This window comes from Pedobacter sp. MC2016-05 (assembly GCF_026239735.1).
In the GTDB taxonomy this organism is placed as follows: Bacteria; Bacteroidota; Bacteroidia; order Sphingobacteriales; family Sphingobacteriaceae; genus Pedobacter.
The window spans coordinates 1-14,544 of record NZ_JAPIVT010000002.1; the positions used below are offsets into that span (position 1 = coordinate 1).

At 35.4% G+C, this 14,544-nt stretch carries 17 protein-coding genes and 2 tRNA genes; 5 read left to right on the forward strand and 14 right to left on the reverse strand.

Annotated features, from left to right (window positions below):
- Positions 1–266 precede the first annotated feature (266 nt).
- Together OQZ33_RS03015 and OQZ33_RS03020 are read left to right on the forward strand one after the other, a co-directional pair.
- Positions 267–339: transfer RNA gene (locus tag OQZ33_RS03015), tRNA-Gly, on the forward strand.
- 72 nt (positions 340–411) lie between these two features.
- A tRNA-Leu gene (locus OQZ33_RS03020) sits at positions 412–495 on the forward strand.
- Between the two features lie 134 nt (positions 496–629).
- Here OQZ33_RS03020 and OQZ33_RS03025 read toward each other — a convergent pair.
- The 4 genes from OQZ33_RS03025 to OQZ33_RS03040 form a co-directional block, all read right to left on the reverse strand.
- Complete coding sequence (locus OQZ33_RS03025) at positions 630–878, reverse strand: hypothetical protein (protein WP_265797569.1); 249 nt, start codon at positions 876–878, stop codon at positions 630–632.
- A gap of 213 nt (positions 879–1,091) precedes the next feature.
- Positions 1,092–1,277 carry a Sec-independent protein translocase subunit TatA/TatB gene (locus OQZ33_RS03030; RefSeq protein WP_056849829.1) on the reverse strand — a complete coding sequence of 62 codons (186 nt, stop codon included), beginning with the start codon at positions 1,275–1,277 and terminating at the stop codon, positions 1,092–1,094.
- A 77-nt stretch (positions 1,278–1,354) separates the two neighbouring features.
- Entirely contained in the window at positions 1,355–1,723 is a 369-nt protein-coding gene (locus OQZ33_RS03035; RefSeq protein ID WP_265797572.1) for a response regulator, read from the reverse strand.
- 131 nt (positions 1,724–1,854) lie between these two features.
- Complete coding sequence (locus tag OQZ33_RS03040; protein WP_265797573.1) at positions 1,855–4,305, reverse strand: glutaminase family protein; 2,451 nt, start codon at positions 4,303–4,305, stop codon at positions 1,855–1,857.
- Between the two features lie 186 nt (positions 4,306–4,491).
- Between OQZ33_RS03040 and OQZ33_RS03045 the strand changes: the two genes are divergently transcribed.
- Positions 4,492–4,911 carry an SRPBCC family protein gene (locus tag OQZ33_RS03045; RefSeq protein ID WP_265797574.1) on the forward strand — a complete coding sequence of 140 codons (420 nt, stop codon included), beginning with the start codon at positions 4,492–4,494 and terminating at the stop codon, positions 4,909–4,911.
- A 37-nt stretch (positions 4,912–4,948) separates the two neighbouring features.
- Here the strand turns inward: OQZ33_RS03045 and OQZ33_RS03050 are convergent, their stop codons facing one another.
- Positions 4,949–5,542, reverse strand: coding sequence for a 2OG-Fe(II) oxygenase (locus OQZ33_RS03050; protein ID WP_265797575.1), 594 nt, complete (start codon positions 5,540–5,542; stop codon positions 4,949–4,951).
- Between the two features lie 109 nt (positions 5,543–5,651).
- Between OQZ33_RS03050 and OQZ33_RS03055 the strand changes: the two genes are divergently transcribed.
- A complete protein-coding gene (locus OQZ33_RS03055; protein ID WP_265797576.1) occupies positions 5,652–6,656 on the forward strand; it encodes a phosphotransferase in 1,005 nt (334 codons plus the stop codon).
- A 60-nt stretch (positions 6,657–6,716) separates the two neighbouring features.
- Positions 6,717–7,580, forward strand: a complete 864-nt coding sequence (locus OQZ33_RS03060) for a dienelactone hydrolase family protein (RefSeq protein WP_265797577.1) — start codon at positions 6,717–6,719, stop codon at positions 7,578–7,580.
- Between the two features lie 4 nt (positions 7,581–7,584).
- Here the strand turns inward: OQZ33_RS03060 and OQZ33_RS03065 are convergent, their stop codons facing one another.
- The 9 genes from OQZ33_RS03065 to OQZ33_RS03105 form a co-directional block, all read right to left on the reverse strand.
- A complete protein-coding gene (locus OQZ33_RS03065; protein WP_265797578.1) occupies positions 7,585–8,547 on the reverse strand; it encodes a hypothetical protein in 963 nt (320 codons plus the stop codon).
- An 8-nt stretch (positions 8,548–8,555) separates the two neighbouring features.
- Positions 8,556–9,656 (reverse strand): toxic anion resistance protein, encoded by a 1,101-nt coding sequence (locus tag OQZ33_RS03070; RefSeq protein WP_265797579.1) that lies wholly within the window; start codon positions 9,654–9,656, stop codon positions 8,556–8,558.
- A 20-nt stretch (positions 9,657–9,676) separates the two neighbouring features.
- The gene (locus OQZ33_RS03075; protein WP_265797580.1) at positions 9,677–10,291 is read right to left on the reverse strand and encodes a TerD family protein; all 615 of its coding nucleotides are present in this window, start codon (positions 10,289–10,291) and stop codon (positions 9,677–9,679) included.
- Between the two features lie 4 nt (positions 10,292–10,295).
- The gene (locus tag OQZ33_RS03080; protein ID WP_265797581.1) at positions 10,296–10,850 is read right to left on the reverse strand and encodes a TerD family protein; all 555 of its coding nucleotides are present in this window, start codon (positions 10,848–10,850) and stop codon (positions 10,296–10,298) included.
- Between the two features lie 3 nt (positions 10,851–10,853).
- Positions 10,854–11,690: a phosphoribosyltransferase family protein gene (locus OQZ33_RS03085; RefSeq protein ID WP_265797582.1), complete on the reverse strand. Its 837-nt coding sequence runs from the start codon at positions 11,688–11,690 to the stop codon at positions 10,854–10,856.
- The gene (locus tag OQZ33_RS03090) at positions 11,687–12,382 is read right to left on the reverse strand and encodes an HAD family hydrolase (protein WP_265797583.1); all 696 of its coding nucleotides are present in this window, start codon (positions 12,380–12,382) and stop codon (positions 11,687–11,689) included. The genes OQZ33_RS03085 and OQZ33_RS03090 overlap by 4 nt, the downstream gene beginning before the upstream one ends.
- A gap of 218 nt (positions 12,383–12,600) precedes the next feature.
- Entirely contained in the window at positions 12,601–13,617 is a 1,017-nt protein-coding gene (locus OQZ33_RS03095) for a WD40/YVTN/BNR-like repeat-containing protein (protein ID WP_265797584.1), read from the reverse strand.
- Positions 13,618–13,622: 5 nt separating this feature from the next.
- Positions 13,623–14,054, reverse strand: coding sequence for a DUF2147 domain-containing protein (locus OQZ33_RS03100; RefSeq protein ID WP_265797585.1), 432 nt, complete (start codon positions 14,052–14,054; stop codon positions 13,623–13,625).
- A gap of 101 nt (positions 14,055–14,155) precedes the next feature.
- Entirely contained in the window at positions 14,156–14,536 is a 381-nt protein-coding gene (locus OQZ33_RS03105; protein ID WP_265797586.1) for a DoxX family membrane protein, read from the reverse strand.
- Positions 14,537–14,544 lie beyond the last annotated feature (8 nt).

Sequence of the window (14,544 nt, forward strand, 5' to 3'; positions counted from 1 at the left end):
TGCTTTTGCCCGTTTTAACAAAATAATGGTTAAATAAACATTTCTAGCCAGCAATAAACGAAGAACACATAGGATTTATTTAAATACAAAAAAAAGCTGCCTCAGGGTATTTTGAGACAGCCTCTTTTTTTGTTGATTCAACTTCTGAAGATGGATAGCCGAAAAATTATCAATCATCAAAAAATAATTTTTAATAATTTTTGAATCTGAAATTTATATTTCTATATTTGCAACCCCAAAGGGAATACAGCGATTGTATTATTCATGCGAAAGTAGCTCAGTTGGTAGAGCACGACCTTGCCAAGGTCGGGGTCGCGAGTTCGAATCTCGTCTTTCGCTCTAAATGCCTTTCCTACCGGAAGGCATTTATTTTAAAACATTAATCAACTCGATTTATCGGGATTGACTAATGCTCGGGTGGTGGAACTGGTAGACACGCAGGACTTAAAATCCTGTGCTTTCAAAGGCGTGCGGGTTCGATTCCCGCCCCGAGTACAATAAACAAATCGAAACTAAAGCCATCAGCAATGATGGCTTTTTTTATGCCTACACTTTTTTGAACTCACCCTGCTCACTAAGATAAGTTAGTCCATAAAAAAAGGCCTTCTTGTTAGGAAAGCCTTGAACTTTTATACAATTTGATAATTTACGTTTACTCTTTTGGGGTAGTTACTTTCTGATTCATTTAAGGATATAAAAGCAGCTTGATTATGAACTTCATTCTTTAGTGCATGTTCATAGTGAAATTGAATAGTTTCTTGATTATTTTTTGGTAAGTTTCTTGTCGCTTCGATTAAAAGGTTCCGATCATTTAAATTCTCTGGCAATAAAGTGATATCGCAATTTCCTTCACTTATTTCTTTAACTAGATATTTCATTTGTTTTTAACATTCGGCTCTTGTGTTAGTCTATTTCAAGAACGGGGCAAAATTAACGCTAGTGAATGTTTTATATGTAATCTAAAAGTTAATTTTAAGCGAAGCGTGATTACATCGGTTCCAAACAAGTTCATCCTATAAAAAAAACTCCAGATGGTAGATCTGAAGTTTTCGAATGTTTTTCGGTAAATGTTTTTTATTTAAGCAAATATTTTATACTTCTTTCTGAACCTTAGGCTCTTCTGTACCCTCTTGTCCGTTTTTGAATTCTTTAATGCCTTTTCCTAAGCCTCTCATTAATTCTGGAATTTTCTTACCTCCGAATAATAAAAGGATAGCAACGCCAAGAATTATCATCTCTGGACCGCCAAGTATTGCTGCAATGGTTGAATGTGTCATATTTTATGGTTTAAGGTTTTTCTGAATGAATCTATTTACATATACGTTAATTAAACCAATACGGTTTCCAATAAAAATTAGGATGGAAGATTTAATTGGTAATCCACACGCTTCAACAAATCATAAATATCAAAAGGCTTGGAAATAAATCCCTGAGCATTACAAGTCTTATTAATTTCTCCAATTTTTGCATGGGCACTCATCATCAGAACCGGAATATTTTTAGTGCTATCAGCCGTCTTTAAACCACTACAAATATCAATACCACTTCCATCAGGAAGCATTACATCGAGCAAAAATAGATCTGGTTTAAGATTTTTAGCATTTAAATTGAAGTCTTCTATACTTGCGAAACCTGTTACATCGTAATTCTCTTCTTGTAATAAAAGAATAATTACATCCCTAATTCCCTCATCATCCTCTAGCACACACACACTTTTTCCCATCTCCTTAATTTTATTCTAACCTGACCAATTTTAAATATTTAGAAACCAATTAATTAACCAACAATGAAATGAATTGTTTTTAAAATTTTAGCGCCTATTAGAATAGAATAAGAAAACTGCAGATGAAGGCACTACTTTTTGTTATTTAATTTCTCTTCGAACATTTTAATAAAGAATCCACCAATTACACTTCGAGCGGTAAAATTTTGTCTTCTGGCATCTTTGGTCTCATGCCAATCGCTCAGTGGTACCCTATCTGGCGTTTCAATGGCATAAGTATGCACAGGCTCAATTATAGTTTCAAAATCTTTTCTATCCGATGCTAAGGTAGCTGTCCAGGTGATCCAGTCAGATTTCGTATAAGTTTTACGACTATCCAGTGGCAAGCCATATTTTGTCTGTTTTGTTAAATAGAATTTAATTTCTTTATCATAAACAGATTGCGGGAATAAGCCAAGATTTAACACTTTATCCCAAACCAGATTATATTTCTGGCTCCATGTATTTTTGTCGTTAAAAGTTAACGCATAATGATCACCCGCATCCGCTAACTCCATCCACTTTTTAGCCATATATTTGGCCATTTCAGTATATTTATTCCCTGTTGCCGTTTCGCCAAGCATGGTGGCCAACATCCCATATCCACCTAAGGCAACGATCGCTTTAACCGATAAGTTTGCATTTCTGGCCAGGTGACCTGCGAAATCATCGGTGGATAATTGGTTGGCCGGATCTAAACCTTCTTTGCTTAAATACTCTGCCCAAATGCTCAGGGTTTTCCAATGCTTTTTAGCATAACTGGCATTACCTTCGGTTTTAGCAATGGCAGCCATTAAGATTAACATATTTCCCGATTCCTCTATTGGCATATCTTCTCCATAAGTTTGGCCATTTGCCAGTGGATAAGTCCCTAAATCATGTGCTGAATAAGGTTTGGTCCATTTGCCGCTTTCGCTGAAATAAAATATCCCATTCATCATGCCTTTAACCAATTCAGGATTATACATTAAAAACAAAGGTGCTGATGGATAGGTAATGTCAACCGTTCCGATAGATCCATTGCTAAAATTTTCTTTGGATAGAAACAATAACTCACCATTGGGGCTTTGCACCAATTTGTGGGCAGAAACCGCTTGTCTGTAAGCCAAAATGCATAATTGTGCATATTTCTCTCCTCCACTTTTTACAGCATCCTGATGTAATTTCTGATCAAAAGCCTTGCATTTTTGCGTCACTTCAGAATAGTCGGCACTGGCCTTTTGCAGCTGGTTCTCGATCGTTTCTTTTCCGCTGGTATTCCACCATGGCCTTAAATTGGCATGGAAGTATTGTAAAGAATAGAGGTCATCGTAGCCCAACATCACAAAATTTTCCCTTTCTGCAGTCCCAACTTTTCCTAATGGAATAATAGTATTTAAAACCAATTGTTTGCCCTGTAATTCATTTTGTTTGAATTGTTTACCCGTTAAAAATGTGGTTAATGCATTGCTGACACTTGAAATGTTTTGAATGCTTTTATAACTAGCTGGCGTAGCAACGTACATATAACCCCAATCTATCCTAACGTCATCGCCCGCTCTTTTTAGTATAGGTTGCTCAATGGTACCCGCCCGCAATATAGAAAGGGTTGCAGTGCCATATTTCTTGGCTTCAACCTTCTGTAAAGCACTATGTGTTGCGATATTGGTTGATGCCCCGTAATATAGTTTTACCTCATGTTGTTTTCCATCATTGGCTTTAACTTTACTGGTGATGTAGGAAACTGGCCTCGAAAGAAGATCCAGATTATTCATTAAAAGTGGAGATGTGAATGTTAAAGTCAAATCAATTTTACCACACTTAAATGTATAAATGGTTTGCGTAGCATTAAAGGTTAAGCTTTTTTGTATTGCTTCTTCGATCTTTGTGGCATTGGCATCCGCCGGCTCCTCTACTAAACCATAATCTAAAAATGATGGCCCTCCGTTATTTTTGGCATAAACAGCCAGCACATTTTTCCCGGTTTTCAAAAGTGCTTTATCCAACGGGATATAAACAAATTTACCCTCCACCTTGGGTACATTGTAAATTTCCTGACCATTTAAGTAAGCTATGGCATTGTCATCATGTTTAATTTTAAAAAAAAGCTTCTCGCTGTTTATATTTTTTAGTGTAAAAACACGTCTTGTCCAAACTTCATCCTTGCTCCATAATGTTCTTACCTGCGATTTTTCACTACCAACTGGCCCCATTCCCTTCTCCCATTTACTATCGTTAAAACCTACATTAAACCAATCTGCATCTGGCCTGCCTTCTGTAAATGATAATTCCATTGGTTTTTCATCTGCGGTAGGTAAAATAGAACGATAAACTTTTTCTGATTGACCCAGAAAATTATAAACTTTTCCATCAACGTTAATCATCCCAGTGAGTGATTGGTTGGCACCAGTCCAGTGTTTGGTGGTACTTTTGTTCAAATAATCTGATGAGGACCAAATGCTAAAATAAGGATCGTGGGTAATTAAAGGATAAGCTGGTGCCGATCTTTGTTGTGCAAACACAGCTGTATAGCTTACTAAAAGTAGCACTAAAATTTTTCTCATAACATATTTAGTAAAACGTTTAACTAGCATCCAAAGTAAGTAATCAAAGTTTACTTTTGCATTTGTTTTCAATTTGTTACGAAAGAAAAAGTTATTCAAGAAAATTACACCTACAATTTGTCGCATCCGCCCTTGCCAGAATGTAATTACTTCAATTAGCTTTATATAAAAATTAAATCTCAAGAAATGGAAACTAAAACACCAATAACAATAGAAGCAGTTATTAATGCGCCAGTAGAAAAAGTTTGGCAATATTGGTCGGAACCAGCGCACATTACAAAATGGACTTTCGCAGCGAGTGACTGGCATGCGCCTTATGCCGAAAACGATTTAAAAACCGACGGGAAATTCAAAACCCGAATGGAAGCGAAAGATGGCAGTATGGGTTTTGACTTTGAAGGAATTTACAGCAACGTAGAAGAGCATAAACTTATTGAGTATGGCTTGGGCGATGGAAGGCAAGTAAAAATCACCTTTGCAGAAACAGATGGCAGAACGAAGGTTATCGAAACATTCGACCCAGAAAATCAGAACCCGATAGAAATGCAGCGAGACGGCTGGCAGTCCATTTTAGATAATTTTAAAAAATATACGGAAGAGAACTAACATAAAGTGCGCTTTCAAACCTAGAAAGCGCTTTTTGTTAACCTATTTTTAGCCAGCCAGTAATGCTCATCCTTTGTTTGTTTGTTACTAAAACCTCATGAGCCAAATCGGCACTTTTAAAAAAAACACCTTTGCCACTAACTGGAGAAATATTCTGCTGTGCATCATTTTGGTAAATGCGTAGCTCTCCCCCATCCTCAATTTTCCAATCTGCATTTAAATACAGAATTAGTGAATATTGTCGGCTGCCATTGTTTTGAAACTGATCTATATGTTTCTTGTAAAATGCTCCTGGTTGATAAAGCGTGTAGTGAAATTCGTAGCCAGTAATGCCCGTGTAACAAGTATTATTTATGTGAAGCACAAATTTATCCATCAAATCGAAAAACTCATTTTCGTATGGGTTATTATGTTTCCTATCCAGCCAATAAATTACATCACTCCTTACGAGTTTGTCATGAACAACAATTTTATGGTTACCAATGCCAGCGCTGAGAAGTTCATTGTTTTGAAAAAGATGAATTAAATTGGTCTTTAAATGAGCAGCGAGAGCGATACTAAGAAAATTTTCTACAACACCAACCTTATCTTCGATATAATTATCTATAAGGCAATCGAATATCTCTGTCAATAAGTCAACGTTAATTAGAACAACACGTTCAAAACATTACAAGGTAGTCTAATTAAAGTATTGCCACGATTTTAATCTTATATATTTGGTAGATTTTAATTCCGAAGCAATGAATTCTATTTTCCCGGCTCAATATTCTACCTTATCGGCAACGGCCCTAAATAAATATCTCATTGAAGTTTATCAATTAGAACAGGATACAACTTGTAGCTTACTAATTAGAAATGTGAGCGATACTTACCTGGTAGAGAACACAAAAGAGCGATACATATTTAAAATTTATCGTGATTCTCATCGTAAGATAATGGAGATAGAAGCCGAAGTGGAGTTATTAAATATTTTAAAGTCAAATGGAAATTCTGTTTCTCATCCATTAAAAGATAGAAGTGGGAAACAAATACAACAATTTAATGCCATTGAAGGCACAAGAAATGGCATACTATTTTCTTGGGCTGAAGGAAATGTAATCATTGACTTGAATGAAGATCATTTAATCACACTTGGTAGAGACATTGCCAAATTACATCAAACCACTGTAAATCTAAAACTTAAGCATCAGCGACAACAATTCAACTTCGAAAACACGCTATTAGCGCCATTGAGAACTTTAAAGCCTCATTTTAAAGAAATGGCTGATGAATATGAATATCTGAATGCACTATCTAAAAAGGTAATAGATAAATTTTCATCATTTAATACCTCAAATTTTTCTTATGGCTATTGCCACTACGACTTTTTTCCAAAAAACTTTCACTTTGACAAGGGTGGTGAAATCACTTTCTTCGATTTTGATTTTGCAGGAGAAGGTTATTTAGTCAACGATTTGATGTCGTTTTTGAATCATTATTTCTTCCATCAATTAAATAACCGGATTACCAAAGAGCAGGCAGAAGTAGATTTCAATATTTTTTTAAAAGCTTATCAAGAAATCAGGACATTAACCGATGATGAAATATTGGCAATTCCCTATTTAGGAATTAGTTTCCATATCTTTTTTTTAAGATTCTTTTACGATAATTACGACGATTGGTCTAACACATTCTTAACGCCAGGGTATGTAAAGCATCGGGTAGAATTGATAAAAAAATGGGTAGCGCTTTATTGTAACTTTTAGCAAAAAATGTATTAAATATCGCAAGGCTTGGTTATCTTGTGTATAAAAAATCAACCTAAAATGGATCAGAAAATCATTACCCTTTACGACGAATATACCCACAGCCATGTAAGCAGAAAAGATTTCATGAAAAAGCTTGCGCTTCTTGCTGGTAGTACGGCATTAGCCTTGACTATTTTACCTATGTTAGAAAATAATTATGCTGCTGCAGCTGATTTTAATAGTGATGACATTGAAGTAGAAAATATTACTTACGCTGGTGTTGATGGTGATATGAAAGCAGTTTTAGCAAAACCAAAAGGCAAAAAGAAGTTGGGTTGTGTTTTGGTTATTCACGAAAACAGGGGCTTAAACCCACATATCATTGATGTAACTAAACGCATTGCAGCCGAAGGTTTCTTAGCGCTTGGCGTAGATGCACTTTCTCCGCTTGGCGGAACACCAGCAGATGAAGATAAAGGGCGGGAACTAATTGGTAAGCTTGATCCACAAAAGAACCTTCAAAATTATTTGAAAGGCCTGGAATATCTGCGCAACAGAAAAGATGGAAATGGTAAAGTAGGTTGTGTAGGTTTTTGCTGGGGCGGTGGAATGGCCAATAAACTGGCTGTTAACGATCCGAAATTGCAAGCTGCTGTAGCTTATTATGGCGCACAAGCTAATGCGGCCGATGTACCTAAAATTAAAGCCAGTTTGATGCTACATTATGGTGGCTTGGATGAGCGCATAAACGCTGGGATTCCAACCTATGAGCAAGCATTGAAAGAAAATAAAATAGACTACAAAATTTATATTTACGATGGCGTGAACCACGCTTTTAACAATAACACTTCGCCAACTAGGTACAATGAAGCCGCAGCGAAATTGGCTTGGCAACGAACTATCGATTTGTTTAAAAGTAAACTCTCTATTTTATCGAGATAGCGGTTTAGAAAAGATCTGTACGTAGCATTTCTTTCAGAATATTCGATTGTACATCGAAATTATTGAGGTGATTTAGAAAGTTGATGTCAGAAATTTTCTGGTAGCTGCTTTCTAATAAATCCTGCACATCTTTAGACATGGCCGTTTTCATCACCGCAGCATTACTTTTCAACTTATCATTTTTGTATTCTAATTCCTGAACAATTCTTTCTCGTTCTGAAAGATTGTTGGACGTATCGAGATCTTTAAAAACTGATAAATCACACATCAGGAACAGATTTCTGCTGGGATAAAACAGAAAATAAGTCTTGTTATCCAAAAACTTATATACCTCGATAATTAATTCGCCAGATTTTAAACCCAGATGAAACTCTGTTCTAAAATCGAACTTACAAAGTCTTCCCATTAATTTCTTTTCAATCACAGCATACGCATTCGAATAAACATTTTTACCTTGATAATCGACCAATTGTGATAACTGGTCGGCTGTTAGATCGAAATAATAATCGTTTGCGTACTTGGCACTGAATACGTTAATATTTTTTGAGAATGGAAAATCGGTGCTTAGATCAGAGAGATTGTTGTACAGTCGCCTAAGCGATTGGTTTACTTTTAATGTTTGCTTCTGTTTATCTTGCGTGAATTTATTTTTATCATCGAGCGAGCCTGAAATTTTATCAATTAGGGCTTCATTCAGATCAATTTCATCATAAATTAAGGCCACATTTTTCTCATTGCTTTTCTTAATTTTCCGGAGTAAGGCAATAACACTATCCGTAAATTGTAAATGAAAAAGATCGAGTTTTTCTATTTCCAAATCTTCATTATTGGAAAATAGTTGATGAATAACCTGCGTTCTTAAGAAGATTTTATAAATAATTTCATCATCAAAAAACGCAGAGAGCAATTGTAAACGGTTGATCTCTGCGTTTGATTTATTTAAAATATTTAAACGGTATTCATCCATAGTTTAGTTTAGCTCACCCTCGTCACGTTCTTTTTCAACTCTGCTTCTAAAGTTTTCAATTCACCATCGAGTACTTTTCTGCTTTGTGCCCCAGCTTCATGAATTTGTTTCACTTCGTTTAATGTTTCAATTAACGAAGAGGTTGTCATTTTTAAGGTCTCCAAAGAAACAACAGTTTTTTCATTTTCTTTAGCAACATCGATACTATTTTGTTTTAACATCTCTGCATTCTTCTGCAAAATGGTATTTGTTGTATCCGAAACTTTCTTTTGCATTTCTACATTGGCTTTTTGCCTTTGTAGTGCAACCGCAATGGTTAACTGGTTTTTCCAAACCGGAATCGTGGTAGAAACAATAGACTGTGCTTTTTCTGCAATCGATGTATTGTTATTTTGCACTACCCTAATCTGAGCCAGAGACTGCAACATAATGAAACGAACAATTTTCATATCCGCCAAACGTTTATCCAGGCGGCTGGTGAAATCTCTCAAATCAGCTATCTCATAATCTTGGTAATCTGCAGGTCTGCCTTCCATTTCGGCAAGTTTAAGCTGCAGTTCGTTGTATCTCAACTGACCAGAAATAATTAAATCTTCCATTTGTTTGATGTAGCTTACATTGCTATCAAACATAGTTTGTAAAGCGGTATTGTCTTTAATTGAGTTTAATCGACCAGCTTTGATTTTGTTGGTGATCTTATCAATATTATTAACCACTACATCATATTTCTGGAATAGTTTTTTCACATCAACAACCAGATTTTTTAAAAATGGAATGCGAGAGATAAAACTTTTGAAGCCACTTTGTTCCAGTTCAGAAACATCAATATAGTTCAGTTCGGTAAGCAGTTCGTTAATAAGACCGCCCACTTCACCACTGTTGTAAGTTCTTACCGATGCTAAGAAATCGTTACTGTATTTCTCCATCGAATTTTGTGCTTCACTTCCATAATTTAAAATGGAATTCACATCAGATGGTTCTAAAGATTTTGCAATCTCTCTATATTTTGCAGTTTCTTCAGTGGTAATTACTTCGAGATTTACATTGCCATCTTTATCAAGTTTAACTGGCGTTAAATTCGGGATCGCTTCGTTTGGGTTGGTTTCCATAGTTATATTTAAGCTGTAAACTATAAATAGTTTTGAGTTACAGTTTTAACCGTTTCTTCTAATTTTTTATCGCGGGTTGGTTCTCCGATGGCATTGAATTTCCATTCGCCATTTTTTTTGTAGAAAACGCCCATAACCATAGATACTGAGCCTTTAAAGGCAGCATCATTTGCAATATCGTAGGTAGCGAAAACCTCATTTACACGTTTGCTGGTGCCTTCGTAAATACGGATAGAAGCAAATGGAATGGTACCAAAATCATGTCCTCTAAAGCTATTTAAAACAAAAGCTACGTAATTAACATTGGCATCCAATTGAGCTAAATTCAAAGTAATCACTTCGTTATCCAGGCCATCGTCGCCACCCATGTCGCCAGTTAAATCATCGCCACTGTGCTTTACCGATCCGTTTTTAGATTTTAAGTTACCGAAATAAACCACTTCTAGAAGTTGCTTACTGTGGTTATATAAAACACAGCTGGCATCTAAATCTACGGCTTCTTTTGATGAACCGAAACCAAACATTCCTTTCTTTTCGATAGCGCCCCAGTTAATACCAACACAAACATTTTGCAGCTTGCTTCCGTTTGATTTTTCTAAATTGATTCGCTGACCTTTTTGAAGATTGATTGCCATAATTTTATTGATATTTGTTTAAATAATCCTGTAAACCACCTTTCATTCCCATTCCAACCGCTTCAAATTTCCATTTGCCTTCGCGTTTGTAAATTCTGCCAAACTCAACTGCTGTTTCGATTGAAAAATCTTCTTCCAATTCATACTTCAAAATCACCTCATTGGTTGTGGCATCGAATATTCTTACAAAAGAATTTCTTACCTGACCAAAGTTTTGTTTTCTGGTTTCAGCATCGTGGATGGTAACCACCACACAAATTTCGCTTACTCTTGGATCTATTTTAGTCAAATCTACTTTCACTTGTTCATCATCACCATCACCATCCCCAGTTAAGTTATCGCCTGTATGTTCCACTGCTCCATCAGGAGAAGTTAAGTTGTTGTAGAAAACAAAATTTTCGTCAGAAACCAGTTTTTTCTGATCGTTTAAAATAAAAATCGAGGCATCTAAATCGAATGCAGCACCAGTTGAAGAGCTGTTGGTATCCCAGCCTAAACCGATTGTAAATTTAGGTGCATCAATGTTTTCTCTTTGTCCTTTTTGCAAGTTAATAGCCATATCTTAAATTAATTTATAGTTGTTATTTTTGATGTAATTTTTAATTTGATGTAAATTTTTGGCGTAAGCTTCAATGATATGATAGCCATTTCCTAGCGCCAAATCGTACAATTCGTTTATAAAATCGCCATTTCTACGTTCGAGGAAGATGCTAAAACTTTCTGAAGCGGTATTGAGAATATACTTAACAATTCTGGTGTTGAAACAAAAATCCCCTCCATCTATAATTTCCTCCAAATCGAAAATTGATTTGATTTGGTGGTAATTTAAGAAATTCTCTACGTTTGGATGAATGTTTTTATTCACCAACTCGGCAAAGTAGAGCATATGCATTTCATTTGATAAGCCATACGCTTTAGCCATTTTCAAAATCATTCGCTCATGGCTACCTGTTATCCTGATATCATCGAGAAATAATAAGGTTTTTCCAACTAGAAAATCTTTATCAATGTGAAAAGAATCATTGCCGATCAGGCTTAAACGTTCTTCGGCACTTAGCTCGCCATAATCTTCCTTGTAAGTAACCGTTCTGTGCACTTTGGTTTCTTGTACCTGCAAGCCTCCGTTTTCTACCAACCAGCGATTTAGCTGGGAAACGAAATAGTTTTTCATCGCAAAGGTAGCTGTGGGAATAAAACTGTACGGACTTGAAATGACTACGATTTGATCAGTAATCAAATTATCAGCCAGGTAATATTTAATAAATCCATCTGCTAAATCTTTACCAAACGATCTTGCAATGAAGTTATCACCAAATTTAAAACGACTGTAATGATCGGGATTGAAGCCAAAATCGGCTGTGTTATCAATTTTGTGAAGTGAGTAGGTGTAAGGAATCATGAAAGTAACGTTAAAATAGATTGATTATTGGAGTTGATCAACATACTTTGTATACCCATTGCATTAGCGCCCCGAATATCAGCATGTGGATTATCCCCAACATGAATAATATGTTGTAAATCAAGTTCGGGATGTTTGCTTCTATCAATGTTGTTTAACATCAATTCGAAAAATTTAGGGTTTGGTTTTGATAGCCGTACCTCATCAGAATACAATTGAAAATCGATAAATTGATCTATTTGTAAATGATGAAGCACCTTTTTTAAGGTGTTACCTTTGATGAATCCGGTATTACTTAAAATATTGGTAGAACTTAAATTGCTTTCTTTTATTTGAGAAAGAACGGGTAAACAATTTTCACAATATACAAGCGGCATGTGTTCAAAAAGCAGCTCTTCCATATCATAATAAATCTTCTCTAAATCTACCTCGTTAAAAGCAAAACTGAAATCGTTGATTATGCTAATCACCATGAGGTACATTTCATCAGCATCAACATTTTTACCGGTTTTTTCGTTAATGGCATTCACCATCAAATCTACCTGGCGAAAAATAGCACCCACCTCATCCATACTTTTTTGCTTGGCATTAAACTTAGCATGAAAGTACTTGGTTCTTTCGAGTTTAAACGTTGGGTTTGATTTAATCAACGTTAACCAAAGATCGAATGAATAATGTTTGTAAAAAGCCATTGCGCCTATTTCCTAATCTGTGTTATAAAATTCTAATATTACAAAATTGATTGTAGAACTAGAAATATTTGATTGTAAGTTTTATCACAGATAAGCTTTGTTTTTGATATTTAGATAGAGCAAAGAAACAAAATTATTGAACTTAAATGCACTTAACCAAAAATTTATTATACCGTTTAGAACGAAGATTGGTCCTTCTGTTACAGATTAACAATAATTTAATTTAGGCTTAACTGATAGACAGATCCTTTTTCTCCAGCCAAAATAATAGCCTTGCCTTTTTTACTTCTTTGAATAGCATTAAAACTTTGATCAGAAATATGTTTCCAATTCTTACCGCCATCAATGGATAAATCGGTACCTGATGTGCCTGTAGCTACCAGCGTTTTTGCATTAACGTAAGTTACGCCAGATCGATAACCCAAAACAGGTGTAATTGGCTTTTCCCAAGTTTGGCCACCATCACTGGTAAGCAGCACATTGTTAGCGTTTATTTTATCCTGAACATAATCGCCGCCTACAACAACACCTACTTTTGAATTATAGAAATCCATAGAAAATGGACCTGTAGTTTCTTTACCTTGCCAAATTGGGCATTTAAATACGCTCCAATTTTGACCGTAATCATCAGAATAATAAATATTAGAGACCATTCCACCTGTAGAGATCCAAACTTTGCCACCCGATAAGGTTTTAATGGTGCTTCCACTCGCAGCAAAGCCAGCCTCACCTTTCGCCAAGGAAACTTTTAAGTTCGGAGATATATCCTCCCAGGTTTTACCAGCATCTACAGTTTTAAGTAGCTGCATTTTATCCTTGATCGGATCGCCGAAGATAATGCCTTTGTTTTTGTCCCAAAATGCTAATCCATCCAAAAAAATCGCCGAATCTGCGTTTTTGTAATGTTCAGTCCAATTTGTACCGCCATCAATTGTTTTTAAAATGTAAGCCGGTGAACCTGCATTTACAATAATAGCTTGTTTATCATCAAAGGCTTCGATATCTCTAAAATCGAGTTTTTCGTAACCCTTGGGTTTAACCCATTGCCAGTTTTTACCACCATCAACAGTTTTTCCAACTGATCCATTGTTTCCACTTACCCAAATTACCTTATCACTTACCACACTTAATCCACGTAAACTGGTTTTGGTGATTTCGTTCAGTGGTTTTAACGAAACCGATTGTGCAGCGCAAAAAAAAGGTGCCATTAAAAGGCACCATAATATTTTTTTCATCTTAACTATTTTACTCTTCTAAAGGTTTCCGAACGTCCAAGTAGTGAAATCCCTACATAACCCCGAACGTTTAAAACATCATTTCCTTTTAAAGTCATGTTACAGCTATAAGTTTTACCACTTTTTGGATCGTATATCGTACCATCGGTCCATTTGCCATCTTCATAAACAAAGTTCTTCAAAATCTCTAAATTAAGTAGTGGTCTCTTTTGCAAGCTAGCATCTGGATTTCTGGCATCTAATTTTGGTTTTCCATTTAGATTTGGTTCTTTCATCCAGGCCAACTTTCCATAATATTTGTCTCCTTTTTTGAAGATCTCTATTTGTCCTTCGCCAGATGAATTAAGCCATTTACCAACTATAGCATCTTTGCTTTGCGCCAATGCCGAAAATGAAACAGCCACAAAAAGCAGCAGCAAAAAGGGAAATTTTCTCATATTTTTATTATCAGTTAGTTTTTAAAGATAATTAATCATCTTTTATATTGAAACAATAAATAAAGCAAAAAAGTATTAGAAAGTTTTAATAAGGAAAAATATTATTTCGAAATGATAGGCAAATATTTTTGGCGGTAAGCGTAAAATAAAAACAAATTAAATAATAACATTACACCAACCATAGGTAATTCTTTAGGGCCTAAAAAAGCATGATACAAGAAAATATTTAAGGTTATTGGAAAAATAACTATTGCTGCTAATGGTGCCGTTCTTCCTATTAATAACATCAGGCCAGCTATCAACTCTGTAACTTTAATTAAAGGAAATAAGTACTTGGCTACCATAATTCCCGACATAAAGGTGGTTTGATCAGCCGTCATTTTGGGCATTTCGCCCATCGAAATATTAAAAAGAACTGGTACTGAAGCAAAAATATACATGCCTCCTAATAATACGCGGATAATAATTACTGCAATTTTCATGTTTTAGT